Raw genomic sequence first — 25,500 nt, forward strand, 5'->3', positions numbered from 1 at the left:
ACGTGCATTATCGCACAAAAAATGTACGCTATCGCACTACATGAAGAAATACAGATTTTTCTATAATTCTATTTTCTAATACGTTACATTTATGGCATAATATTTGAGTCGGATTCAGCGAAATTGAGTCATCAGCGATATCATCAAAAAACGGAATTGCCATGTTAATACATTACTGTGTCATTGCCTTCAAAAACATCTGGAAGTATAAAGTCAGCGCCTCCATCAGTATCCTAGGGCTGGCTTTCGCCCTCGTCTGTTTCGTGCCCATACTCTATTGGATGGATCATGAGACCACTTACGATTCTTTCTACAAGGATTCCGAATCCATCTACCGTGTCTATAGCGTAGAGAAACAATCCGGGAAAGTGAACAAAGGAGCCTCGAAAGGTATCGAGAATAGCTTACGAGAGCAAGTCCCAGCTATCGAAGCCTCCACCACGCTTATGCTTTCAACCGAAAACTGCCGAACCCAAGCGACTCCTTATATCCAAATGAATATGCTTTATACAGACAGCACGTTCCTAGAGGTATTCCCGCAATCTTTCGTTTGTGGAGAAATGAATCATCCGCTACAAATCGTAAACAACATGATCTTGAGCGAACGTACGGCGGTCCGTCTATTTGGCGACGCGGAAAAGGCGATCGGGCAACCGATACACACCTTGATGAGAGCCTCCTTACCTCCCTACATCGTCACGGCTGTGGTGAAAGACCCACCAACCCATACTAATCTACCGTTCGACGCAATCATCAACCATAACATGATACAGCATTTCTCCCAGTTACCTCCGGAGGCGCAATGGAGCTTCTTCGTAATGGACTTATACGTGAAACTCCATCCAAGCGCAGACCCAAAAGCCTTTGCCAATCAACTAAAAGAGCTACCTAAACGTATCGGGGTGAACAAGGAGATCGAGTTGCGAACACTCCCCATCCGTGAGATCCGTCACCATCTGAATGAGGATACACCCTTTACCTTAAATTTCATCGGCTTGTTTGTCGTATCTGGTGCCCTATTATTGTTTGCCGCCCTCTTCAATTTTTTGAATTCCTATATGGATCTCTTTCGGCAACGTGTGCGGGAATGGCGTTTACGGACGGTCAACGGCGCTACGAGAAAGCAATTGATCGAACAAATGTCTGTCGAACTAGGCTGTTCCGTACTTGCATCCTTGTTGGTAGCCTTGATCTTCATAGTCCAAGTCAAGCCGCTTTTCGCCCGATGGCTGGAGATTGATTTGGAGATGGGCCGGTTCCTGTTTCTTTTCGCAGGGGTAGGTATAGGTACATTCCTCATCCTCCAATGTGCAGGATTAGTATTCTTCGGACAGTTCAGCCATACGGCAACCACCTCGCTCGTTCCCAAAGAGACAGTCAAACCCCTTTTGTTACGCCGCATGGCCGTGACCTTGCAATTAATCATCAGCATTTTGTTTATCGTAGCATCGCTGGTTGTCATGGAGCAAATGCGATTCGTAAATCAAAAAGATTTAGGTTTCGATCCAAAAGGCCTTATCCAACTATCCGGCTTCGTAGACGTATCCGGGAAAATAGAATCCACGTTGATGCAAGAGTTAAGTGCCCTGCCGCAGGTCAAAAGTTTCACCGACACGAACTTTAAGCCTCAACATCATGTCGATCCCATGGCGATCTTCACGAATGTGGAATGGGAGGGAAAACCACTGGACACAAAGGTGGACTTCCACCTCTATGGAACCGATCACCGATTTGGTGAGACCTTCGACCTAAAGATGTTAATGGGCCGGTGGTGGACAGAAGGCAACGAATTTAGTGTCGTGCTCAACGAGTCGGCGGTTCGTGCCATGGGCTTACAAGACCCAGTCGGCAGCATCATCCGTATGCCGTGGTGGTCAGATTTCAGCGTGATCAAAGAATACGAGATCGTCGGTGTCGTCAACGATTTCCATGCGCTATCTTTCCGGGAAAGTATTCATCCGATGCTATTCATTCCTTCGGGTGGACTGGTGAATAATCTGTATATCCGGGTCATACCGGGCGAGGAAGGAAACATCGCCCACCATATCACGGAGCTACTGCCCAAGATAGACCCGACATTAGCGGATACCCGGATCACCCCGATCGGAACGCTTTACGATCAACTGAACCAATCCGAGATCGTCGGGTTGAAGATCTTCTCGTTCCTCGCTTTCGCTTGTTTGCTAATCTCCTTGTTCGGCATCTACGCCGTCGCTACAGCCTCCACGAAACGGCGGCGTAAAGAGATCGCTATCCGGAAAGTAGTAGGCTCGAAAGCCTCCGAGATCATTTTCTTGTTCTTCAAGGAATACATGCGATTAATTGTCATCGCCGGAATCATCGCTTTCCCGATCAGCTATCTCGTCATGAACTACTGGTTGCAAGGCTACGCCTATCGCATCCAAATCCAGATCTGGTGGTTGGTGGGAATATTCATCACCATTACCAGCATGGTTCTAGGTACGATACGTGAACAGGTATGTAAGGCAGCCAATGAGAATCCGTCGGAAGTCATCAAGAGTCAATGAATGCCTATGAAAACTACAGACTATTCACGATCAGCTTGATAATACCAAGGATTTTATGTAAGTTCGCGATTCCTAAATATATAATAGAATATGGAACATCCATTGAATATTTACAACACGCTTACGAGAAAGAAGGAGCAATTCATACCCCTGCACGAGCCGCATGTAGGTATGTACGTATGTGGCCCCACGGTTTATGGTGACGCCCACTTGGGACACGCACGTCCGGCGATCACGTTCGACTTGCTATTCCGTTACCTTACCCACCTAGGATATAAAGTGCGTTATGTACGTAATATAACGGATGTAGGGCATCTGGAGCACGACGCCGATGATGGGGAGGATAAGATCGCCAAGAAGGCACGGCTAGAACAGTTGGAGCCGATGGAAGTGGTTCAATATTACCTCAATCGTTATCATCAAGCGATGGATGCGCTGAACGTACTTCCTCCCAGCATCGAGCCGCACGCTTCCGGACATATTATCGAACAAATCGAGTTAGTCAAGAAGATTCTGGATAACGGCTACGCTTACGAAAGCCAAGGCTCCGTCTATTTCGACGTAGAGAAATATAATAAAGATCATAAATACGGCATCCTCTCGGGTCGCAATATCGAGGATATGTTGAATACGACCCGTGCGTTGGACGGGCAGGACGAGAAGCATAACGCCATCGACTTCGCCCTTTGGAAATGCGCCCAGCCGGAGCATATCATGCGTTGGCCGTCTCCGTGGAGCGACGGCTTCCCCGGTTGGCACTGCGAATGTACCGCTATGGGCAAGAAATACCTCGGGGAGCATTTCGACATCCACGGGGGTGGCATGGACTTGATCTTCCCGCACCATGAATGCGAGATCGCACAAGCCGTGGCTTCCCAAGGAGATGATATGGTTCATTATTGGATGCACAACAATATGATCACCATCAACGGCCAGAAGATGGGTAAATCATTAGGTAATTTCATCACGCTGGAGCAATTCTTCACGGGTGATCATCCCTCCTTGCAACAAGCGTATTCCGCCATGACCATCCGTTTCTTCATCCTGCAAGCGCATTACCGTAGCACGGTCGATTTCAGCAACGAGGCTTTACAGGCTGCCGAGAAGGGCTTGTCACGCTTGATGGAGGCATACGGACATTTGATGAAGTTGCAGCCGTCCGCTACCTCTACCGTAGACACGAAAGGTCTTCGTGAGAAATGTTTCGAGGCCATGAATGACGATTTGAACTCACCGATCGTGATTTCTCATCTATTCGACGCTACCCGTGCGATCAATTCCGTAAAAGACGGTAAGGCTACTCTGTCCGAGGAAGACTTGAAAGAGTTACAAGAGGTATTCCATTTATTCTTGTTCGATATCCTTGGCATGAAAGACGAGGCTTCCGCCAGCGGCAGTAATTACGAGACTTTCAGCAAGGCCGTAGACTTATTATTATCCATCCGCCAACAAGCGAAGGCAAACAAAGACTGGGCGACTTCCGATAAAATCCGTAACGAATTAACCGCGATGGGATTCGAGATAAAGGATACCAAGGATGGTGCGGAATGGAAACTAAGCAAATAATCCACCAAGCGAATAGTAAGAGGTTATGACAATCCATGAATTTCTTCAAGGCGATAAATTCGCCTTGCTTGCGGGCGTTGAATTATTAGAAACGGGCAACGGTTACGCCAAGGCGCGTATGCTCATCAAGCCCGAACATTTAAATGGTGGAGGCGTATGTCAAGGTGGGGCGATCTTCACGTTGGCGGATCTGGCTTTCGCCGCGGCGACTAATAGCCACGCACGCCTGACATTATCCATTACCTCAAACATCAATTTCTTTAAGGCGGAGAGTAAGGGATACTTATATGCGGAAGCGAAAGAAGCGTTCAGCCATAAGAGACTGGCGAATTGCGAAGTCCGTATCACCAATGAAGCCGAAGAATTAATCGCGACTTTTAATGGTACAGGTTACCGCAAAGACACGGAATTACCCTTCACTCCGTTGGTTTAAAAAAGAAATTCTATAAAAAGCTCTCGCCCCAGCTCCGTGATGAGCTGGGTGCGAGAAACACAAGCCTATCTAAAAAGCTTTCATTTCTTCTGCACCACGATACGGCAAGTAAGCGGGGCACGCAGGTTATAGGAGTCTTTATAATAGACCTCCGCCGCCCCGATCTTCAGTTTCGCCCGGATCTTTACCGGGATATGGTTCTCGTCATCACCGATCCAAACCTCCGCCGCTTCCTTGGCTTGGGAAAATGCCTCATCGTAGATATCGATATAGAAATGACGAGTACGGAATTTCGCCTCCTTATGCTCGACGATCTGTTGTCCCGTATAGCGGAAACGAGCGTTCACGAGCTCCCGGCCGATAGCGATCATGAAAGGGAACTCCGCACCATAACTCATCGTCCGCCAATCCAGCGAACGGAGATACATCGTAGCTCCCAGCATATCGAATACACGCCCTTTCGCCATTAGCATCGTGTCGATCTTCGTCTCCTTTAATGTATGGCGATGCGAGTGGATATCGATCCTACCGCTTCCTTGATACTCAAACTGGAGATTATCCACCAGATAGTAGTCTCCCTCGTTCGTGCGCTTCGAGCTGAACAAGAGCCGAGGCTCCTTTGAGTAATGGCAATCCATCGTATCACGCATCCTGAAGACTTTCTCGATCACGCCGGCAGAGCGGAACAACAGGTTATAATGCCATGACGGCGCTCCTTGGTATTCCGATTCTTTCACGGAAAGGGTAGCCAATCCGGCCTTCGACATAATCAGCCCCCATTTGAAATAAAGATCGTAATCCACCCGTTCCCCATGGGATAACGGCAACGTTTGTGCCCGCAAAGACGTAAGACTCGCTACACACAAAAAGAAAACGCATATATACAGTTTAGAAGCGCAAGCCGCCCACACCGCTGTTCCTATTGGACGAAGACTGTGTTCCCTCATTTTTGTAATCTCTTTTCTTTTTCGTTAGCTCTTTCGGTTTATTCTTCGTGATATCGATCGGTTTCTGCCGTTTCATCGGTGTAGCCTTGATATTCCAAGTCTCCTCCACTTGCCAATTCTGCATGATATTGAATATCTTCGGGCAATAGAAGACAAGTTCCGGCTGCCGTTTATCGGCGTAATTACCGGTATCCCAGACACCGTTATCATTCACGTCTAATACTAAACGGGCATAATATTTATCCGGTTTCAAGTCCATGAAAAGCACGCCGCCATCTTTTACCTTCACCTTACGGATCGGCTGGTCGCTGCTATTCAATAATTCCACGAAAGCGGTGGTATCCGCTCCCTCAATATTGATATATAAATGCCCGTACTCATCTTCCTTCTTGATCTTGAATTCCCCGCTATACACATCGTTCCATTTACCATAGGCACTGAATATCGTGGCGGAGTCTACTTCCAAACGGTATTCCTCTCCATACTTCCACGGGCGCTTGATGAAGAAGTTCAAAGAGTTCGTCGTATCCGGAAAGAAATCGAAGTCTACGGCTTCCCAAAGCGTATCCACTTTCTGATCCAGATAGAAATGATCTTTCGTTAACCCCGCTACCGGTTCGCTAAACGTAACAGCGACCGTATCATACAGGTTGATCGAACCGGAAGCGTTTACGTTCATTCCCAGAAACTCGATGGGTTCCGGCTCATCGTCTTTTTTCTTTTTCTTCTTCTCCACAGGACGGCGACGCATGGTAAATTGTACCGTATCGGTCTGCGGACGAAGTATATTCATGGAATCGCTTTTCAGGTAATTCACCTCCACTTGCAGCGTATCTTGCTTCCAGATCAAAGAATCGGTCAACCAGTAATGCACGGCTTTTCCTTCCTCCGCTGTCTGCAAGAAATACCAATTGCTATCCGCCGGGGTGAAATTCAAAGGAACCGGTACCGGAATAGTATCCAAGGAGGTATTGAAACGCAAGGTTAGTATTTTCTCATCCGTACGCTCCGGCTTCAACATATATTGACGCTCTACTTTCTCCTTAAACAGGCGTAACTCGATATTGTCCGGCATAAAATGGGTATAACCGACTGTCATCACCGTATCGATCGTCAAGCTATCTTTCCAAATCGTATCCTGACGGGTCGTCAACTCGAACGCGGGGACGATCAAGGAATCGTAAAAAGCGATCTGCTGCCCGGGCTGGCTGTACTTGTAGGAGCGCATCACATCCTCCAAGGCATAGATCCGATAGGTTCCGGGGGCCATATTACGAATCGTAAACTCTCCCTTGTCGTTCGTACGGGAAGTACGGACAAATGGGATCGTCGTAAAGGCGGAATCCTCCAGATTCGTATGCACGCCGATCGTAATACCCGGCATAGGCTCCAGATTCTCGGCGTTCAGCAAGACTCCGGACACCTCCATACTGTCGATGGATTCGCCGGTAGAGAACGCAAAGGAATAATTCTCCAATACATTCTTCTCATTATTATCGGAGATCGAATTGGTAAAGTCTATCGTATAGGTCGTATTCTCCTTCAACGTATCCATCAGCTCGATGACCGCCTTCCGGCCGTTCGCCCGGATAACGGGTTGCTCCATTTGGGGTGGAGTGATGATCACGTTCTCGGTAGGCTTATCGATCTGGATCAACTCATCAAAAATAATCTCCACCTTCTTTCCCTTATAGTTTATCTGGCCGGGCAACGGCGTACTGCTTACGAACTTAGGCGGAGCCTCATCATAAGGCCCTCCGTTCGGCGAGGCTATATTCGCGCACGAATACAGCACGACCAGCAGAAGTACCCCTATAAAGAACCGTAAACTATTTCTCACATATTTATCTTCCATTCAATACTCTCATTTCAATTGAGGGACAAAAATAGGGAAAAATCCCGTGAACGATAAGGATATATACGCTAATTAATCTATCTTAAAATGAAAAAGCCCCTATCTCCTATTAAATAAAAGAGATAGGGGCTCTACAAGTATCTCAATTATTTGAACGCTACTCTATGAACCTCAAAAATCGCATCGCTTACTTGTATCCTTAAAATATATATGCCGGAATTCACTTGATTAAAATCAAGCGTACCCCCGCTTCGTTCCATTTTCCCCTCAGCGACTAATAGGCCTGTCGCTTGATTATATAGCTGATAAGAGACTTGATTTGAAACAACCACATCAGACAAAATAGATGACTCGTCATTCTCTAATTGATTTTCTATGACATCCACAATTTTACTGGATCCATCAGAATAAACCATATAAGAGCTTTGCACGGATACAGTTGTTGATGCCGCAGAGCCCGCCGCCCCACACTGAGTAGTATAAGCACGACACGCTATATAATAACTGCCCGGAATCGAGAATGTTATATAATTTGTATTACGAGAAGGAGATTGGCTCGCTCCCTGACTTGGTGATACGGTCCATTTATACTCACAAACACTATTATCATAAAGAGGATTCGCTATAAAACTCCCCCCTTGATTTAGGCGTACACTCGAAGGTCCGGTAACTTTAGTTACTGTTGGATATCCTGCATAAATCGCTTTAGATACCGCAGCACTTTGTCCTCCTAAACTAGCGGTCAAGCGTATCCACTCATCTCCAAACTTACCCGGAGCTATCCCTACAGATACTGTTTTCGTACTCTGTCCTCCCTGTATCTCTAGCTTGCCATTAGTATAGCTCCAAGTCAATTGTACCTCAGAAGGAACAGTTACATTACTAATCGTATAATTACCATTATAGCAAATCACGGATTCTCCAGAAATCAGATAACGGAAAGGTGATACGGTAAATGTCTTAGAGATAGTTCGCACACCGGAACAACCCGACAAGCTAACAACAGCTTGCACCGTAACAGATCCGGACTTCGTAAATATCACTTTAGGGGCAGCTGTTCCTTGCCCTGATGCCACATATACACCCGTTCCGGACCATGTAGCCTTGCTTAACGAAGAAGAAGCGACATCCAACGCTAACGTACTATATTCAAATTGGTAAGCAGCTGTAGAAGTTATCGCTGGATCTGAAATTCCTTTATAAGGACAATTATACCATTGAGATACTTCACCATTTTTCTTCAACCGGACCTTAACTATTCCATCTGTAGGGCACACACTTGAGGTGATACTTACGCTATTCAATTCCAACCCTTCCTTCGTATTTCCTCCATTATTGATTTTCCATCCGGAGGGCGTACTCCATTCATAAGTCATTCCTTTCACTAATTGAGTGGTAAATGTATTAGTCTGAGTTTTTCCAAAGGGAACAGAAGTAGGATAAGCCGTAAAGCCAAATTTACGAGTGAAAGATATAGAGGAATACCCACTTTTATCAAATTCAGCACCTTGATTTACACCACGTACCTTGACTGTCCCTGTACCGACATTATTTGTCGTAATATTGATGGATTCAGAAGAAGTAGTAAATACACCTGTTTGAGTACCACTTTTCCATCCTTCAGGTAAAGTCCACTCATATAACAATACTGGATTTACTTTTCCGTCTGAATTTTTCCCTGGATAATTAAATTCTCGATCAAGTTTCACCGTCATATTTTGGATTCCATAATCCAAATTAGAAAATGCGGTTGACACTAAAGGAGGCGGAGTCACCCCATTCAAACTTTTTATTTTTTGAGTGCAAGGGGCTGACTGCACTCCGCTAACTCCCGAACTATAATAAACTTCAGCCGTTAATTTCCCTTGAGGAGTACTACCATTTGTAGACTTCACATTATCCCAATATACGGTTATACCATAGAAATTCCCACCGGGGATTGAGGTTTGGGATGAACCAAGGGAAAAAGACCCACCCGAGACAGTCCAATTTACTCGGGCAATATTACTCCCTGCATCCAATACATAATAATATCCCATTTTTGGAGTAACGAACTCTGGTACGTCTTTGTCTGGTTTTAACACTGGATGCTGTGCCATCGCACTAACTATACTGAAAAAAACATACCAAAACGGATAACAACAATTTCATTCGTTTCATAATAAATCAATTTAAAGGTTTAAAACAAAAAATACACTCCACATCGAAAAGCATGATCGATATGTGTATCATAGTCCACTTCACGAGGAAGTTCTGAGAATTGTTCGGAATAATGATCCAACCCTCTCACGGAGAAATAGCATCTATAATCAAACTCAACACCTACAAATCGCCACGTATATCTCAATCCCACTTTGGGATATAAAGAATAATCATTGAATCTATCTCGCAGAAAAGGGTAAGGCTCTCCTTCTTGAACCTCCTGATATCGAAAATAGAATCTTTGGTATTCCAATCCTCCACCCGCAAACAGATCTAAGTTCTTATACGACACAATGGAATAATCATATCCAATGCCCAAGCCATACAATCGCATTTTATGAGTATAGTAACCCCGTATGACGGGATCTACGTAACCATAATCGTCTCTCCAACTTTTCCATCCCAACGGCACATTCACATAAAATGAATGCTTTTCTGAAAGATTATACCGTACCGTAAGCTCTATCGGATGTATTAGCTCCTTCACCCGATCTTTAAAACCATAGGAGATACCAATACCAAACCGAGCCAAATCCTTTTCCTTTGTAATCTCCTGCGCATTGGCTGTCGCAAATAGCAAAAGAAAACATACCAAAACGGATAAAAACAACTTTGTTCGTTTCATAATAAATCAATTTAAAGGTTTAAAACAAAAAATACACTCCACATCGAAAAGCATGATCGATATGTGTATCATAATCCACTTCACGAGGAAGTTCTGAGAATTGTTCGGAATAATTATCCAACCCTCTCACGGAAAAATAACATCTATAATCAAACTCAACACCTACAAATTTCCACGTATATCTCAATCCCACTTTGGGATATAAAGAATAATCATTGAATCTATCACGTTGAAAAGGGAAAGGCTCTCCTTCTTGAACCTCCTGATATCGATTATAAAATCTCTGGTATTCCAACCCTCCACCCGCAAACAGATCTAAGTTCTTATACGACACAATGGAATAATCATATCCAATGCCCAAACCATACAATCGCATTTTATGAGTATAGTAACCCCGTATGACGGGATCTACAGAAGCATAATCGTCTCTCCAACTTTTCCATCCCAACGGCACATTCACATAAAATGAATGCTTTTCTGAAAGATTATACCGTACCGTAAGCTCTATCGGATGTATTAGCTCCTTCACCCGATCTTTAAAACCATAGGCGATACCAATACCAAACCGAGCCGGTTCCTTTTCCTTTGTAATCTCCTGCGCATTGGATGTCGCAAATAGCAAAAGAAAACATACCAAAATGGATAAAAACAACTTTGTTCGTTTCATAATAAATCAATTTAAAGGTTTAAAACAAAAAATACACTCCACATCGAAAAGCATGATCGATATGTGTATCATAATCCACTTCACGAGGAAGATCTGAGAATTGTTCGGAATAATGATCCAACCCTCTCACGGAGAAATAGCATCTATAATCAAACTCAACACCTACAAATCGCCACGTATATCTCAATCCCACTTTGGGATATAAAGAATAATCATTGAATCTATCTCGCAGAAAAGGGTAAGGCTCTCCTTCTTGAACCTCCTGATATCGAAAATAGAATCTTTGGTATTCCAATCCTCCACCCGCAAACAGATCTAAGTTCTTATACGACACAATGGAATAATCATATCCAATGCCCAAGCCATACAATCGCATTTTATGAGTATAGTAACCCCGTATGACGGGATCTACAGAAGCATAATCGTCTCTCCAACTTTTCCATCCCAACGGCACATTCACATAAAATGAATGCTTTTCTGAAAGATTATACCGTACCGTAAGCTCTATCGGATGTATTAGCTCCTTCACCCGATCTTTAAAACCATAGGCGATACCAATACCAAACCGAGCCGGTTCCTTTTCCTTTGTAATCTCCTGCGCATTGGATGTCGCAAATAATAAAAGAACAGCCATAGACAAAAACCATTTACTCCTCAGTATATACTTCTTACTCATACTCCATCCCATATTGCACGTTCATAAATATTCGATATAAAAACTATCTTTCAATAACTCCATAAAGATAGCCTCCCAAAGCCCTTACCAGTTAACTGATAACTTCCCGATCCAACCTCAGAGATATCAAGCATATATAGTACTCCGTATCCCCGAATATTCGTCAGTATATGACTAAGGCATAAATATGCCAATAACATGATAAAATTTTTGTTTACTTCCACCGTCCTTTCTTTATTAACAATAGGTTAAATCCTATCAACAAATATAGGTCTTATATTTAACTATTCCAAGATATTTGAGTAGATAAAGAGAGATTTTCTTAATCATATCATGTTATAAATAAAGCATTGTCCGGATATTCCCACATCACGGATTTCATATCAACTAATTTTTGTAAGACAGTAAACAGAAGCCCTTATTGTCATTTTTTTCTCTTAAAGTATGTCATCGCAACTCAGACAGGAAAAAACATTAGCTTGTTTTCCAGAAAACACGTACATGTTTTCGAAAAAACACCATAGTGTTTCGCAAAAAACATGTACGTGTTTTTCTGAAATTGGTTATCAATCATTTACAAAATGGCAATTCGTATCGAACTTATTGTAAAATAAATCACTAAAAATGAAGCGGGCATTTATATAAAACAGTATCTTTGCATCTAATAGGAATATAACCAAATAAATACAACGACTATGTCAGAAGTATCAGGTATCGAATTGGAGAAAGATGCGGCAGGGAACAACAGCTACGTCCGTATCGACTTAAAGAAATATGGGGATATGATCAATCCTATATTGAAACAGCTAGGAGTTATCGGACAAACTCAATTTGACAAGGATTGGGAAAGAGCACTCGACCCGGAGACATTCCGGAAAGAAGCGAAAATACGATTAAGAGAATTATTCAATCAAAAACATAGCCATGAAGTAAACCAATAAAGTAGCCTTACTCCCTGAAGTTTACGATTTTTTAGATGTTTTAGCCCAAACCTTACTTGAGAAAGATTACGTCTCATACATAGAACATGGAGAAAACATCGTAGATGATATCATTGACTTCGTAAAAACGATCCCCTATGCGCCACATTATCATCTTACCCCCTACGCTCAAGTCTATTTCAGCAGATACGGGCAGAATTTACAATATACCTTTTTTAAAAGGAAAAGCAGTAAGCATACCACTTGGTATATATTTTTCTCCCGGCAGGAAGACTTATATATAATTATATTACTAACAACCACAAAGACGGCAAATACATACATGCCCCCATCAAGGAGGAGGATTAACACTTCGTTTTAGCAACCTGAACCCAATCCGGCAATACAAACACTTTCGCTTCTCGCAATATTCTCGTTTTAACTGGATGAGTGATTGCGTATCACCAGCGTTATGGACTTCGATACCGGATCGAGCGAAAGCGGTTACGATATGATTGCGTTCCGGCGGGATACTCTCCAAGAGGCGGGTCGCACGCAGGCAATACTCAGGAAGTTTATTTCGACCGCCGTAAGCGAATAGCAGAGGGACTACCGTATTTATTAACAGGATATTCAAGGCATTCTCCCCGATCATTTTATCTTTTTCCACCGAGGCGTATTGGAAATGATAATGATTCTTCCAATAATCCGAGGGTTGGATACGGAAATAATCCTTGATCTCTTTAGGAGAAGAAGCGGACAGGATCATCGAGAATAACGTATCGTACCGATGCCAGATAGCGGCCAGTTGCGCCAACTTCACATGCGGGAAGTTGGTTGGACGGATACGGAGGCTTTTGAACAAGGAGTCATCCAAAGGCTTGAGCCCGAACTTATGGCGGAGAAACTCATATTCCCGCCTCAGCAGACGGTAGTAATGGCAGGAGCCCTCTTCCGAGAGCATACCCGCTTGTCCGAAAAGCATCGCCTCTACTTGCGACTCGCTAGCCCTTTGCTTTTGGATATATCGCAGGGGGAGGCTTTTCGCCAACCACTCGAAAGCGTCGCTATTCACGCCAAAGCCGAAACTACGGGTTAATAGGATATAGAACACCTCGTTCCAATCCTCTTGATACTGATCCAGCAGACGGTATATATCCTCTGTCTTTCGTTCCAGCCGCTCACTGAGCAAGGTATCCATCCATGAGGCCAGATGCACGGAGTCCACATCTTGAATCCGCTCAAGACAGGGGACGGGCACCTCTCTTACCAATAACCAATCGATATTTTTCCGGACAGGTTCCGGAACGGGTAATATCAATTGAGGAATAGGCTCACCGTTCATCCGGCAGATAGATGCGTCATTCACACCCGTTACATGCAAGATAACGGAGTCATATGCCTTATCCGAATCATGATGATGTAGCAACCAATCGGAAGCTTTTTCGTGGATATCCACGCTTCCGGCCCATACCGTGCCGTCGATTTTTACCTTGGCGTTGAAGAAGTCGGGACCGGCGTCGGTGTTTTGTATTCCGGGATCGATAACAGCGATAGGAAGCCCCTCGGTGGTAGTCAATGGAGTACTCGCGTAGAGTTTGTATTTCCAAACATAGTGTAATAAACGTTCCATATTCTTTCAGAGTTAAGATTTTGGATTCAAATGTAATTCATTTTCTGTATATTTGCGACATTAATTGAATTAAAGTATGAAAATTGCACTTATAGGTTACGGGAAAATGGGCAAAACGATCGAGCAGATCGCCATCCAAAGAGGACATCAAATTGTTTCCATCATAGATATCAATAACGCTGAGGATATATATTCAGAAGCGTTCAAGAGCGCCGACGCGGCGATTGAGTTTACTACCCCGGCTACCGCTTTCAATAACTATATGAAATGTTTCGAGGTAGGCGTGCCGGTCGTATCGGGTACTACCGGATGGCTGGACCGTATCGGCGAGATCAAGGAGAAATGCGAGAAAGAGGGCAAAACCTTCTTCTACGCCTCCAACTTCAGCATCGGCGTAAATATCTTCTTCGCCATGAATAAGTATCTGGCGAAAATCATGAACAACTTCCCCTCCTACGACGTTAAAATGACAGAAGTCCACCATATCCACAAGCTGGACGCACCCAGTGGAACGGCTATCACGTTGGCCGAAGGAATCTTGGAAAATATCGATCGTAAAGACCGCTGGACCTTAGAGAACGCCGAGAGCGCGACCGACCTGCCGATCCACGCTATCCGTGAGGGTGAGGTTCCGGGTATCCACGAGATCACGTATGAGTCGGACGTAGATACGATCAGCATCAAGCATGATGCCAAGAGCCGTGCTGGATTTGCGCTAGGCGCCGTAATAGCGGCAGAGTTTACCGCCGGAAAGAAAGGTTTCCTAGGCATGAATGACTTATTCAAATTCTAAACGTATTAGCTAAAAGATGAAGAAGTTCACGAAAAAACAATGGATCAAGTTTAGTATAGCGGCCGTATTATACACGTTGTTCGCTATCTGGATGCAAAACTTATGGTTACTGCTGGGATTAATCGTCCTAGTCGATATATTCTTGACGCACTACATCCCTTGGGGAGCTTGGAAACGGTCTAAGAACCCGGCGGTACGCAACGTATTGGAATGGGTGGACGATATCGTATTCGCGCTGGTAGCCGTTTATTTCATCAATTTGTTCGTCTTCCAGAACTATCAGATACCGAGTTCTTCCCTAGAGAAATCCTTGCTGGTAGGAGATTACCTGTTCGTCAGCAAATTAAGTTACGGCCCTCGCGTACCGAACACTCCGATCTCCTTCCCGTTGGTACAAAATACGTTGCCTATCTTAAACTGCAAATCGTATCTGGATTGGCCGGAATGGGGCTACAAACGGGTGAAAGGTTTGGGCCACGTGAAACGTAATGATATCGTAGTGTTCAACTTCCCCGCAGGCGACACGATCGCCGTGAAAGTGCAAAACCCGGATTACTACTCCTTGGTCGAGGAGTACGGATGGGAACGTATCTTATTGGATAAGGCCACGTTCGGCGAGGTAATGTACCGCCCGGTCGACAAACGGGAGAATTACGTGAAGCGTTGTATCGGTATGCCGGGTGATACGCTCCAACTCATAGACAACCAAGTGTACATAGACGGTAAACCCGCCGAGAACCCGAAAGATATGCAATTCAACTACTTCATCGAAACAGACGGTTCCCCGATCACAGAGGAGCAATTCCGTTTGATGGACGTAAGCAAGGATGACCGTATGCTGGCCTCCAGCGGCGGTTATTACCAAAACCTATTGTCATACCTAGGCTTTACGCCTAACGCGAACGGACAGTACAACCCGGTATATCGCCTGCCACTCACGAAAAAGGCCTTGGCGGTAGCGGAGAAGTTACCTACCGTGAAGAAGGTTATCATCGAGCCGGAGACGTTGGGCGGCCCTACCTATCCGGTCGGATACAATACAGGCTGGACCCGTGATAACTTCGGGCCGCTTTGGATCCCGAAGAAAGGGGCTACCATCCCGTTGGACGAACGTAATCTGGCGTTGTACAGCCGTTGTATCAAGAATTACGAGAACAACACCTTGGAAGTGAAGGACGGCAAGGTCTACATCAACGGCAAGCCCGAGACTTCCTATACGTTTAAATACGATTATTACTGGATGATGGGCGATAACCGCCATAATAGCGCGGATAGCCGCTCATGGGGTTTCGTACCCGAGGATCACATTGTCGGCAAGCCGATCTTGGTTTGGCTATCCTTGGACAAGGATCGCAGTCTGTTCGACGGTGGTATCCGTTGGAACCGCCTGTTCCGTTGGGTTCATCCGGATTAAGAGGTGAAAACTTCGTATTATGACAATCCAACGATTCCTGATAGTTCTCATGAAATGGCTGGCAGCTTTCGCGCTAGCCTCGGGGATCGTCATGCTCATACGTCTTTTCTGCATAGAGTCCTATCGCATCTCCACGGACTCTATGGAAGAGGCTTTACATAAAGGGGATTATATCCTAGTCAATAAAATACCGGGGAAGAATAAGCCCGTCCGGGGCAAGGTCGTGCTTTTTACCAGTCCGCTCTCTCGAGATTCAGCGGATGCTCCCTTATTCATCAGCCGCTGCATCGGTATGCCGGGCGATACGATCCGGGTCAGCATGGACGGATATACGATAAACGGGCAGAAAATCCCCCGTTCTCCCCGCTCCCTCAGTTCCTATTTCATAACACTGAGCGCCAAGGAGACGTTCTTGGAGACGTTAGAGAAGTTGGACATCCCACTGAGGGATTTCAGGCAGGAAAGTTTTGGCTGCATGCTCAGCCTCACGGCTTTCGAGGAATATCAATTGAGGGAGGAATTGCCCGATGCCATAAACCGTCATTTTATCGGGGAACAAATGCAAGAATACATGTTGATCGTCCCCCGGAAAGACCGGGCTTACCCGCTGGACGCAGCCTCGCTCACCGCCTGCAAGGAGATCATCCTGCGGGAGACGGATGGCAAGGCTTCCTTCCGCGACGGAAAGTTATATCTGGACGGGCGGGAGACTAATTTCTTCTTTTTCCGACAAGACTACTATTGGGTACTGTCCGATAATACCAACGAGGCGGTAGATTCCCGCCATCTCGGTTTCATACCGGCCGACCATATCGTCGGCAACGCTTGGCTCTGCTGGTACAGCCCCGACAAACAACGAATCTTTAAACCCGTTCATTAATCATGCGACCTGTATATATAGCGACCGCCTATCTAGGCCCCATACAACAATATTGCAAGATGCTCCAATACCCGGAAGTCCGTATCGAGACCGCCGAGAATTACGTGAAGCAAACCTATCGTAACCGCTGCGTCATCGCCGCCGCGAACGGCCCGCTCTCCCTATCCATCCCCATCGTCAAGCCGGATACCTTGAAATGCCAGACCAAGGACATCCGTATCTCCGACCACGGAAACTGGCGGCACCTACACTGGAGCGCCTTGGTGTCGGCCTACAATATGAGTCCGTTTTTCGAGTATTATGCCGATGACCTCGCTCCTTTCTACGAAAAGAAATACGAGTTCCTCCTCGACTTCAACGAGGAACTGCGCCGTCTGGTCTGTGACCTGTTGGATATGCAACCCGCAGTCGTCTACACCGAGCATTATGAACCGGAGGTAGCCAACGATTTCCGGGAAACGATCCGCCCGAAACACGAAGGGGAAGATCCCGCCTTCCGCCCGGAACCTTATTATCAAGTATTCCGGGAGAAATTCGGATTCCTCCCCAATCTGAGTATTGCTGATTTGCTGTTCAATATGGGCCCCGAAGGACTCGTTACGTTACGGGCATCGATTACCGGATCTCTTTAATCGCTTGTATCAAGGCTTCCATATCTTTCGGGAAGATATCTCCGATATTACCGATACGGAATGTATCCGCATCCGAGATCTTACCCGGATAGATCACGAAGCCTTTCTCCTTTAGCCGCACGTAGAACGAGGCGAAATCGAAATCCGCAGAGGGATATAAGAACGAAGTGATAATAGGTCCTTGCGCATTATCGGACAGTAACGTCTTAAAGCCCAATCCACGCATACCTTCCACCAATACTCGGTGATTCTCTTGATATCTCTTATAACGAGCCGTGATACCGCCTTCCTCGTTCAATTCCTTCATCGCTTGGTAGAAAGCGTGAACCACGTGCGTCGGAGACGTGAAACGCCATTTGCCTCCCCCTTTCTCCATCGCTTCCCACTGGGCATAGATATCTAAGGAAAGCGAGCGGGCATTCCCCTTCGTCGCCATCAATTTATCTTTTTGGGCGAGGATAAAGCCGAAGCCGGGAACTCCTTGAATACATTTGTTCGCGCTACTGACCAAGAAGTCGATACCTAAACCTTTCACGTCGATAGGGACACCGCCAAAGCTGCTCATCGCATCCACGATAAAGGTAATTCCCCGGCCCTTGATCACCTCGGCTACCTCCTCAATCGGATTCAACAAACCGGTCGTGGTCTCGCTATGTACCATTGAGAGATGCGTGATACCGGGATGCTCCTCCAAGGCACGTCGGGCTACCTCGCCGGTTACCAGTTCCGTCTCATGCAAAGAGACCAGTACGTAATTGATATGATAATAATCGGCGATCTGCGCCATACGTTTGCCATAAGCGCCATTAGCGAGGATCAACAATTTATCCTCCGGACGCACGGTGGCCCCGATCGTAGCCTCCACACAATACGTTCCGCTACCTTGCAGCAGGACACTGGTGTACGCATCCCCGTCCAGTCCCGCTATCGCCAGCAAGCCTTTACGGATCGGGGTAACGATACCCTCGTTATAATCCTTATCCCACGTACACCAATCCTGAAGCATGGCCTCACGTACCGTCTGCGACGTACTCAACGGACCCGGTGTCAATAATAAATAGTTTCTCATATGATTGTTTTATTTTATTCGGTTATCAGGCTTGATCCCTGTTGTTAATCTTCTCAATGCAAGCAGGCAGCTCGGCGATCGTATCCAAGACGAAATGAGCCCCCGCCGCCAACATACGCTCACGCACCTCTTTCTTCAGAGATTCCCATTCTTCCGCCGGACGGCTGTTATATTCCTCCTCGCTCACGCCCATCTCGTTGCTACCGGTCACGATACCGACGCTCCATACCTTGGCGTTCACGCCCTCCTTAATATCAGCGATCGTATCTCCTACCTTCACCACTTGATCTACGGAAGGAATCGCCAAATCGATCATATTCTTATAGATCATATACGGAGCGGGGCGACCGGCCGGGACCTCGTTCGGTGTCACCAGATTATCTACCCTATATCCTTTGGCCTCGGCTCCGGGACGGACAATCTCCATCATCTTCGCCGTGTACCCGGTCGTAGAGCCGATCTTTATACCTTGCTCGCGAAGCATCGCCATCGTCTCCAAGACTCCCGGTATCGGAGTGGTGAAATCCTTCAAGGAAGCGAACAAATGTTTCTCGAAACTAGTGTACATCTCATCCACGTCCCTCTTGTTCCAGTCCCTCTTATACAAGGCACGGAACTTCTCGTTCACCTCCGGCATACTCAAGATCGCCTTGATATGATCGATCTTCAAGAGACCCATCGGCTCACGGGCCTGCCGGTAAGTGATATCAATCCCTTTCTCTTCCGAGAATACCTTGAGGAAAGCGTTCAGCGGAGCGAAGCATCCATAATCCACGGCCGTACCGGCCCAATCCATAATGACACCTGAAATCTTCTTCATATTCTGTATGTATCGTATTTAATAATTTTCTTGTTTAAGCGATCGTAAGGACATTGTTTTCGGTAGGCTCAAGAGTTGCTATTTCCTCGCAGCCACATAAAGCGGTCTCCTTGCGATAGCGTTGCCGCAAATATACGAAGGAAGCGACAAAAGTGGCGCAGCAAAAGATCCCTACATATCCGGCAAGTTGGTTATAAAATACTGCCCAATCCAATCTCGTACCCACGAATTCCTTTAGCACCAATACCAGTATCGTACCCGTGTACCCCAGAAAATCTGTTAAGACAATAAAGAAACCGACGTTTCCCCGTATCTTGAAACAAGCGATGAAGCGATCGAAGAAAATCGTCTGGAAGGTTAAGTAAGCCATATACAGGCAGAGGCTCTGCAAGAAAAGCCATGTCACCGGACTCAATCCCATCCGCTCCTGCCCGAACGACACGAACGCCATGACCATCATGCCCGTAATAATCAAACCGTACAGGACTGAAAGCGCCTTAAAATTATCTTTCACGAGCACCATCAAACCAAAGATCGCCAAGATAGTCAAGGTCACCACGCTATCTATTTGCGTGAACAACCAAGGCGAGTAACCGGACATATCAATGATATTCACCAAGAAGTCCTCCTTGATATCCCGTAACACCACGATCGCTATATTCGCCACGAAAAGCATCGTCAAGAAAGGCATGAAGTTCTTGAAAAGCTCCCAACGCTGCCGCCCGTTCAAGGTCTCCCGCTCCGACTTCAAGGCGATATCCTCCTCCGTAGGTTGTGGAAGCCGGTTTAGCGCATATCCCAACAAGGCTAGCAAAGGCAATGCCACCGCCCCGATCAAAGCCGGCATCCAGAACTCGCTGACCTGCCATATATCCATCACGTACAAGCCGACAGACTTCGCTGTACCGGAACTGATCACCATACTTACGCCCAACAAACTAGCGAGGACATCCGTCATCCTACGTCCTTCTATAAAGCTGAAAATAATCCCCCACATGCACCCCAGCGAAAGCCCGTTCAAGAACATCGCCGCTATATTATAAGGAGCCGAGAGCAACCCGAAGAATACCAACGAAAGTTCCGCCATCACCACGGACATCAAGATGAACCGCAAACGCTCTTCCCGCCGCAACTCCGATATCAACTTAATTCCCATGAACTTCGACACCACGTATCCCAAGATCTGCACGATCGTGACCGCCACCTTATAGTCCATATTGAATACCTCCAGATCCTCGAAAGCGGCAGCCGTATACGGCTTACGCAACATATATACCAAGGAATAAGAAAGCAAGGCGGCCCCTCCGGCCCATAGGATGAAAAGGAGATCGGAAATCCGTTTCCGGGATGTTTTATTGCTCTGTATCGCAGTGTCCATAATCTTCTGTCGTTTTATTTTCGAAGGCAAAAGTACAGCCGCCATGTTACAGACATATTACTGAACCCATGAATGTATATTATTAATACCCAACTAGGAATCAATAAATTATAAAGAAATATTTATGTAACATTCATGAAACGGAAACGCAACATATGTCCTCTTATTTTGTAAGGTAAATCAAGAATATAAACACATGAACAATCTTCAAGAATTCTACCGAAAGATCGAATATCTACGAAGCAATGGGGTTAAAATGAAAGAGATAGCCGACTGGATCGATATGGCTCCCAGCATATTGTCCTCCCTATATACGACCGTATTGCCGAATTATTTCGAGGGCATCAAGAGTTACCCGCCGGAAGAAGCGCTGGACTCGGCGCTCGCCCTAGTGAATAACGTGTCGAAAAAACGTTTGCTTTCCCATATAGAGGAGATGATCCTTCGCCTAGACCAGATGGAGCTCGCCGAACCGGATAGCCTAAAAGATAATCCTTTCGCCAAGCAATTGATGGAGGAGACACGGCTCTCCGCCTCTAAAATAGAGGCTTTCAAAGGAATCTATACCAGTTACAGCCTTTCTTCCTCCTCGGACTGCCTCAAGATGGAACCCTTCCTACTCTCCCCCTCGGATCATCAAGTCCGTGTAGGGCGGATCAGCGCTTATGGAGAGGCTCAATGGGGATTCGGGATCATGCCCGATCCTCAGAATTTCCATTGCATGCTGAACGAGAACCAAGCGCCCCAATTCACGATGGTAACGATATACCTGCAAATACCATTTTTCAAGAATCCTCGCCAATTACGAGGATTATACATCGGGCAAGATTATAATCGTAACCCGATCGCCCGCCGAATCCTTCTTATCAAGGAATCAGAAAGCACGGAGATCGATGAATTCATGAGCCGGAAAAGCGGACTGATCGATAAAGAAGATTTTACCCCGGAACAACAGGTCTACTATGATTATACTTGCCAAACAGGAGATTTTATCAAGATGTGTACAGTCCCATCCCTGCGGATGGACGAAAGTGATTTAGTCAAAGAAAAGAAGATGCTAACCCTATAAACCAGTAGAGACGGGGCATGCCCCGTCTCCCATCATCCCAATATAATAGAGACTGATTATTCCTTCTGGAACTTCCTGCTCACCTTCAAAAGGTTCGCCGTAAAAGAGACCACGTTCTGGGCCTCTTGTACCATGTTCAAATAAACCATGCTTACCTTCGTGCTACCGGACTGCCCTTGGATACGCTTCAACTCCCCTTTCTTCAAGGCGGTAAGTTGGTTCATCAAGGTAATCGACTCAGCGATCAGCTCCTCAAAGCCAATATAATCGTTTTTACGGATCATAGTAGCGCAATTTCTCAAGAAGGAGATGATTTGTTCAGATACCTTACCAAAATCATCTTTCTGTACCGGACTCAACGGGCTGAAATTATTATCGATATGATCTTTCATCGGTTCTGCCAAGCGACGGATACTGAATATGATCTCGCTGGCGAAGTCATTTCCTTGATAATAATAAAGCCCCTTCTCCACGGCGATATCGTGATCCAATTGGGTAACGCCAAGCGTACCGACACGTTTCACTTGTTTCAAGTGAATCTTCTTCTCCTCCACGGCAGTCAAGACCTTGCGCAACTCACGGAGGTTCTCATTCATGAATCCATTTACCGCCTTGCCGAATACTTCCGCCGTAAAATCCAGATCGGATTGTAATTCCTCACGGCTATGCTCGCGGAACAGGGCCAAAGCCTCACGGGTATCCGTAGCCTTACGAAGTTTAGACACCGTAGAATTCACCTCCTCCTTCAATGCCTCTTTCCGCAATTTAGCCTTATAAGCGAAGTGGCTACGAACCAACGAATAGATCGCCAAACCAATCATAGCGACCAAAGCTGGAATACCTCCCCAATAAATCAAAAGAGCGACGATGAAACAGATCGTAAAAGCAGCCCCTGCCGTAATGAACCAACCACCTATCACGGACAATACGCCTGTGATGCGATATACGGCGCTCTCACGCCCCCAAGCACGGTCTGCCAACGAAGTACCCATAGCGACCATGAAAGCCACATACGTCGTAGATAAAGGCAATTTCAAGGAGGTTCCCAAAGCGATCAGCAATCCGGACAAAACCACGTTAACCGAGGCACGTACCAAGTCGAAGCTAGCCTTGTCATCCATGATCATCTCGCTTTGGTCGAAACGGCTATCAATCCAGTTCTTAACCGGAGTGGGCACGATACTTAATATCGTAGCGGATATATTACTGCAATTCCGTACCAATACCCGCGCGACAGGCGATGTACCGAAAGACTCCTCTCCATCCGATTGACGAGACAGATCCAAGGAAGTCTTCACCACGTTCTGAGCCTTTTTGGAGGTAGCCAAGGCGATTACCATCACGATCCCGGACCCCACCAAGAAATACCAAGGTGTCTGGGCCGGTCCCAACAAGGAGGTCATCAAAAATGTATCCGTGGTAGTGGTCCCTCCCTGCGCCATCAAGTCCATATAAGAGGAATAGCCAGCCAAGGGGACTCCGATAAAGTTCACCAAGTCATTCCCGGCAAAAGCCAACGCCAAGGCAAACGTACCCATCAAAATGACCACCTTGAATACATTCACCTTCAACCAATGCAATACCTGCATCAAGATCGTAAAAAATACCATACATCCCAAAACGATCATCCCCGTATTGGCATACACCATATCCTTGAACTCACCCGTCATAAAAGAACTTGTCTTCAGTCCCTTTATCAGCATAAAGTAAATGATGGAAGTGGCCGCTAAACCTCCGAACAGACCAATAAAATATTTAGAACTTTTCTTATAATTAAATGAGAACAAGATCCGGGACAGATACTGCACGATCACACCAAAGAAAAAAGCGATCGCCACAGAAAGAAAGATACCCAGAATCACGGTAAAAGCCTTCTCTGTATTCAGCAGATCCCCCAATTGCAAAGCGCCTGAAGAACTAGCGATCTTTACCAAGGCAATCGCTACCGTTCCACCCACCAACTCAAACACCATGGAAACCGTTGTCGAGGTCGGCATACCTAACGAGTTAAAAATATCCAGTAACACCACATCCGTAAGCATAACGGCCGCAAGGATACACATGATCTCCGAGAAATAAAAATGCTGGGGTTGATAAATACCATGCCGGGCAATATCCATCATACCATTGGATAACGCCGCACCAACAAAGACTCCCACGGCAGCGATAGCGATAATAACTTTAAAGGATGCGGCTCTTGCGCCGATAGCTGAATTCAAGAAATTCACGGCGTCATTACTAACACCGACCGATAAATCTACGATGGCCAATACAAACAAAAATATGACCAAGAACAAATAAAATGTTTCCATACTGATTGTTATAATTCTTGCGCAAAGTTCTGAAACAATTATTTCGCATCCGTTACATACATATTACAATGATGTTACAACCTGCGGATTAGATTCAAAAACAACCAGATATGAAATTAGGTTGAAATTAACATCAAGTATTTCTCTTTTAAGAGAGAGATCCACTAAGGGTTTTTATATACATTTGCGACTATATATTTAGAAGGGAAATAAGTTAACAAGATTCTAGTTACTTGGAAAAACACTCCAAAGAAATAATGCAATGGGTCTGTGAAATCGCACTATCCGATTCTCAAACTGCTTTTAAATCGCTTTATTTAGCCTATTTTCAGAGGCTAATGCGGTTTACATCCCTTTATGTGCCTTCCTCTGTAGAAGCTGAGGAAATTGTCTCTGATACATTTCTAAGTCTTTGGAATAATAGAAAGTCATTACCGGAGATCTCTAACTTCGATTCTTATATCTATGGCATAGCCCGCCACAAAGCCATCAGCCTATACCGGACACAACATATGGAGAAAGTCCAGATCGATGAGAATACGATCGATTTATTCGCACATACCGATACTACGCCCGAGGAAGAACTTATTTCTAAAGAATGCATCGATCATTTAAATGAGGCGATCAATACGCTCCCGGATAAATGCAAGATGGCTTTTAAACTGATCCGTGAAGATAAGATGAAATATAAGGATGCGGCAAATATCCTAGAAATATCAGTAAAGACATTAGAAGCCCACATCGCCACGGCAGTACGGAAACTACGGGAATCTCTAGCTAAAGAAATAAACGACTAATCTATCCACGTTCCCTCTTTGTAAAGACGTAGCGTGCCACATCTCTACAACGGCTGGTGTATATAACAGAAAAAGGAGCCAATCTTTCGACTGACTCCTTTCACCTAAGACGGCGGCTACCTACTCTTCCACTGTTACGCAGTACCATCGGCGTGACGAGGCTTAACTTCTCTGTTCGGAATGGGAAGAGGTGGATCCCTCGTGCTATAGCCACCTTAATATCATTATCAAGATTTTGACCGGACATCAATCCGAAGAGACCAGCTTCGCCTTATCGTCTTAAA

21 protein-coding genes and 1 rRNA gene are annotated in these 25,500 nt (G+C 45.6%); 10 read left to right on the forward strand and 12 right to left on the reverse strand.

The annotated features are described in order from the left end of the window. Window positions 1-161 precede the first annotated feature (161 nt). From CI960_RS20435 to CI960_RS20445, 3 genes are all read left to right on the forward strand, one after another. Window positions 162-2,528 (forward strand): ABC transporter permease, encoded by a 2,367-nt coding sequence (locus CI960_RS20435; RefSeq protein ID WP_094582543.1) that lies wholly within the window; start codon window positions 162-164, stop codon window positions 2,526-2,528. Window positions 2,529-2,618: 90 nt separating this feature from the next. After that, window positions 2,619-4,094, forward strand: coding sequence for a cysteine--tRNA ligase (gene cysS / locus CI960_RS20440; RefSeq protein WP_005860678.1), 1,476 nt, complete (start codon window positions 2,619-2,621; stop codon window positions 4,092-4,094). Between the two features lie 25 nt (window positions 4,095-4,119). Next, entirely contained in the window at window positions 4,120-4,527 is a 408-nt protein-coding gene (locus CI960_RS20445; protein WP_005860676.1) for a PaaI family thioesterase, read from the forward strand. A gap of 80 nt (window positions 4,528-4,607) precedes the next feature. On the opposite strand, the gene CI960_RS20450 is transcribed toward CI960_RS20445, so the two are convergent. From CI960_RS20450 to CI960_RS20475, 6 genes are all read right to left on the reverse strand, one after another. Continuing rightward, window positions 4,608-5,474, reverse strand: coding sequence for a DUF3108 domain-containing protein (locus CI960_RS20450; RefSeq protein WP_005860674.1), 867 nt, complete (start codon window positions 5,472-5,474; stop codon window positions 4,608-4,610). After that, window positions 5,416-7,329, reverse strand: a complete 1,914-nt coding sequence (locus tag CI960_RS20455; protein ID WP_005860672.1) for an Ig-like domain-containing protein — start codon at window positions 7,327-7,329, stop codon at window positions 5,416-5,418. The genes CI960_RS20450 and CI960_RS20455 overlap by 59 nt, the downstream gene beginning before the upstream one ends. Window positions 7,330-7,475: 146 nt before the next feature. Then, the gene (locus CI960_RS23755) at window positions 7,476-9,428 is read right to left on the reverse strand and encodes a hypothetical protein (RefSeq protein ID WP_005860670.1); all 1,953 of its coding nucleotides are present in this window, start codon (window positions 9,426-9,428) and stop codon (window positions 7,476-7,478) included. An 80-nt stretch (window positions 9,429-9,508) separates the two neighbouring features. Then, window positions 9,509-10,156, reverse strand: a complete 648-nt coding sequence (locus tag CI960_RS20465; protein WP_094582545.1) for a hypothetical protein — start codon at window positions 10,154-10,156, stop codon at window positions 9,509-9,511. A gap of 19 nt (window positions 10,157-10,175) precedes the next feature. Beyond that, on the reverse strand, window positions 10,176-10,823 hold the full coding sequence (locus CI960_RS20470) for a hypothetical protein (RefSeq protein WP_009018745.1): 648 nt from the start codon (window positions 10,821-10,823) through the stop codon (window positions 10,176-10,178). Window positions 10,824-10,842: 19 nt separating this feature from the next. Further along, window positions 10,843-11,499, reverse strand: coding sequence for a hypothetical protein (locus CI960_RS20475; RefSeq protein WP_232520545.1), 657 nt, complete (start codon window positions 11,497-11,499; stop codon window positions 10,843-10,845). A gap of 695 nt (window positions 11,500-12,194) precedes the next feature. Here CI960_RS20475 and CI960_RS20480 point away from each other — a divergent pair. Further along, a complete protein-coding gene (locus tag CI960_RS20480; protein WP_005860665.1) occupies window positions 12,195-12,440 on the forward strand; it encodes a hypothetical protein in 246 nt (81 codons plus the stop codon). 331 nt (window positions 12,441-12,771) lie between these two features. On the opposite strand, the gene CI960_RS20490 is transcribed toward CI960_RS20480, so the two are convergent. Further along, a complete protein-coding gene (locus CI960_RS20490) occupies window positions 12,772-14,052 on the reverse strand; it encodes a DUF2851 family protein (protein WP_005860663.1) in 1,281 nt (426 codons plus the stop codon). 76 nt (window positions 14,053-14,128) lie between these two features. Between CI960_RS20490 and dapB the strand changes: the two genes are divergently transcribed. The 4 genes from dapB to CI960_RS20510 are packed head-to-tail and all read left to right on the forward strand — an operon-like array spanning window position 14,129 to window position 17,771. After that, entirely contained in the window at window positions 14,129-14,845 is a 717-nt protein-coding gene (dapB, locus tag CI960_RS20495; RefSeq protein WP_005860661.1) for a 4-hydroxy-tetrahydrodipicolinate reductase, read from the forward strand. A gap of 16 nt (window positions 14,846-14,861) precedes the next feature. Beyond that, complete coding sequence (locus CI960_RS20500; RefSeq protein WP_094582547.1) at window positions 14,862-16,259, forward strand: S26 family signal peptidase; 1,398 nt, start codon at window positions 14,862-14,864, stop codon at window positions 16,257-16,259. 19 nt (window positions 16,260-16,278) lie between these two features. Continuing rightward, window positions 16,279-17,139, forward strand: coding sequence for a signal peptidase I (gene lepB, locus CI960_RS20505; protein ID WP_005860657.1), 861 nt, complete (start codon window positions 16,279-16,281; stop codon window positions 17,137-17,139). 2 nt (window positions 17,140-17,141) lie between these two features. After that, window positions 17,142-17,771, forward strand: coding sequence for a WbqC family protein (locus tag CI960_RS20510; protein ID WP_005860654.1), 630 nt, complete (start codon window positions 17,142-17,144; stop codon window positions 17,769-17,771). Here CI960_RS20510 and phnW read toward each other — a convergent pair. The 3 genes from phnW to CI960_RS20525 are packed head-to-tail and all read right to left on the reverse strand — an operon-like array spanning window position 17,755 to window position 21,038. Further along, on the reverse strand, window positions 17,755-18,840 hold the full coding sequence (gene phnW / locus CI960_RS20515) for a 2-aminoethylphosphonate--pyruvate transaminase (RefSeq protein WP_005860653.1): 1,086 nt from the start codon (window positions 18,838-18,840) through the stop codon (window positions 17,755-17,757). The genes CI960_RS20510 and phnW overlap by 17 nt on opposite strands. A 25-nt stretch (window positions 18,841-18,865) precedes the next feature. Beyond that, complete coding sequence (gene phnX, locus CI960_RS20520) at window positions 18,866-19,660, reverse strand: phosphonoacetaldehyde hydrolase (RefSeq protein ID WP_005860651.1); 795 nt, start codon at window positions 19,658-19,660, stop codon at window positions 18,866-18,868. Window positions 19,661-19,694: 34 nt separating this feature from the next. Continuing rightward, window positions 19,695-21,038 carry a DUF5690 family protein gene (locus CI960_RS20525; protein ID WP_009018755.1) on the reverse strand — a complete coding sequence of 448 codons (1,344 nt, stop codon included), beginning with the start codon at window positions 21,036-21,038 and terminating at the stop codon, window positions 19,695-19,697. A gap of 196 nt (window positions 21,039-21,234) precedes the next feature. Here CI960_RS20525 and CI960_RS20530 point away from each other — a divergent pair, with 196 nt between their 5' ends. Continuing rightward, window positions 21,235-22,107 (forward strand): hypothetical protein, encoded by an 873-nt coding sequence (locus CI960_RS20530; protein ID WP_005860648.1) that lies wholly within the window; start codon window positions 21,235-21,237, stop codon window positions 22,105-22,107. A 56-nt stretch (window positions 22,108-22,163) separates the two neighbouring features. Here the strand turns inward: CI960_RS20530 and CI960_RS20535 are convergent, their stop codons facing one another. Continuing rightward, complete coding sequence (locus CI960_RS20535; RefSeq protein ID WP_005860646.1) at window positions 22,164-24,419, reverse strand: inorganic phosphate transporter; 2,256 nt, start codon at window positions 24,417-24,419, stop codon at window positions 22,164-22,166. A 257-nt stretch (window positions 24,420-24,676) separates the two neighbouring features. Between CI960_RS20535 and CI960_RS20540 the strand changes: the two genes are divergently transcribed. Continuing rightward, window positions 24,677-25,216, forward strand: a complete 540-nt coding sequence (locus tag CI960_RS20540) for an RNA polymerase sigma-70 factor (protein WP_005860644.1) — start codon at window positions 24,677-24,679, stop codon at window positions 25,214-25,216. Window positions 25,217-25,323: 107 nt separating this feature from the next. On the opposite strand, the gene rrf is transcribed toward CI960_RS20540, so the two are convergent. Then, window positions 25,324-25,434, reverse strand: a 5S ribosomal RNA gene (gene rrf, locus CI960_RS20545). Window positions 25,435-25,500 lie beyond the last annotated feature (66 nt).

Origin of the sequence: Parabacteroides sp. CT06 (assembly GCF_002257605.1) — a bacterium.
GTDB classification, from domain to species: domain Bacteria; phylum Bacteroidota; class Bacteroidia; order Bacteroidales; family Tannerellaceae; genus Parabacteroides; species Parabacteroides distasonis.

Excerpts from the sequence above, each read along its gene's own strand:
- CI960_RS20435 (WP_094582543.1), top strand. The coding sequence starts at position 162 with ATGTTAATACATTACTGTGTCATTGCCTTCAAAAACATCTGGAAGTAT.
- cysS (WP_005860678.1), top strand. The coding sequence starts at position 2,619 with ATGGAACATCCATTGAATATTTACAACACGCTTACGAGAAAGAAGGAG.
- CI960_RS20445 (WP_005860676.1), top strand. The coding sequence starts at position 4,120 with ATGACAATCCATGAATTTCTTCAAGGCGATAAATTCGCCTTGCTTGCG.
- CI960_RS20450 (WP_005860674.1), bottom strand. The coding sequence starts at position 5,474 with ATGAGGGAACACAGTCTTCGTCCAATAGGAACAGCGGTGTGGGCGGCT.
- CI960_RS20455 (WP_005860672.1), bottom strand. The coding sequence starts at position 7,329 with ATGGAAGATAAATATGTGAGAAATAGTTTACGGTTCTTTATAGGGGTA.
- CI960_RS23755 (WP_005860670.1), bottom strand. The coding sequence starts at position 9,428 with ATGGCACAGCATCCAGTGTTAAAACCAGACAAAGACGTACCAGAGTTC.
- CI960_RS20465 (WP_094582545.1), bottom strand. The coding sequence starts at position 10,156 with ATGAAACGAACAAAGTTGTTTTTATCCGTTTTGGTATGTTTTCTTTTG.
- CI960_RS20470 (WP_009018745.1), bottom strand. The coding sequence starts at position 10,823 with ATGAAACGAACAAAGTTGTTTTTATCCATTTTGGTATGTTTTCTTTTG.
- CI960_RS20475 (WP_232520545.1), bottom strand. The coding sequence starts at position 11,499 with ATGAGTAAGAAGTATATACTGAGGAGTAAATGGTTTTTGTCTATGGCT.
- CI960_RS20480 (WP_005860665.1), top strand. The coding sequence starts at position 12,195 with ATGTCAGAAGTATCAGGTATCGAATTGGAGAAAGATGCGGCAGGGAAC.
- CI960_RS20490 (WP_005860663.1), bottom strand. The coding sequence starts at position 14,052 with ATGGAACGTTTATTACACTATGTTTGGAAATACAAACTCTACGCGAGT.
- dapB (WP_005860661.1), top strand. The coding sequence starts at position 14,129 with ATGAAAATTGCACTTATAGGTTACGGGAAAATGGGCAAAACGATCGAG.
- CI960_RS20500 (WP_094582547.1), top strand. The coding sequence starts at position 14,862 with ATGAAGAAGTTCACGAAAAAACAATGGATCAAGTTTAGTATAGCGGCC.
- lepB (WP_005860657.1), top strand. The coding sequence starts at position 16,279 with ATGACAATCCAACGATTCCTGATAGTTCTCATGAAATGGCTGGCAGCT.
- CI960_RS20510 (WP_005860654.1), top strand. The coding sequence starts at position 17,142 with ATGCGACCTGTATATATAGCGACCGCCTATCTAGGCCCCATACAACAA.
- phnW (WP_005860653.1), bottom strand. The coding sequence starts at position 18,840 with ATGAGAAACTATTTATTATTGACACCGGGTCCGTTGAGTACGTCGCAG.
- phnX (WP_005860651.1), bottom strand. The coding sequence starts at position 19,660 with ATGAAGAAGATTTCAGGTGTCATTATGGATTGGGCCGGTACGGCCGTG.
- CI960_RS20525 (WP_009018755.1), bottom strand. The coding sequence starts at position 21,038 with ATGGACACTGCGATACAGAGCAATAAAACATCCCGGAAACGGATTTCC.
- CI960_RS20530 (WP_005860648.1), top strand. The coding sequence starts at position 21,235 with ATGAACAATCTTCAAGAATTCTACCGAAAGATCGAATATCTACGAAGC.
- CI960_RS20535 (WP_005860646.1), bottom strand. The coding sequence starts at position 24,419 with ATGGAAACATTTTATTTGTTCTTGGTCATATTTTTGTTTGTATTGGCC.
- CI960_RS20540 (WP_005860644.1), top strand. The coding sequence starts at position 24,677 with ATGCAATGGGTCTGTGAAATCGCACTATCCGATTCTCAAACTGCTTTT.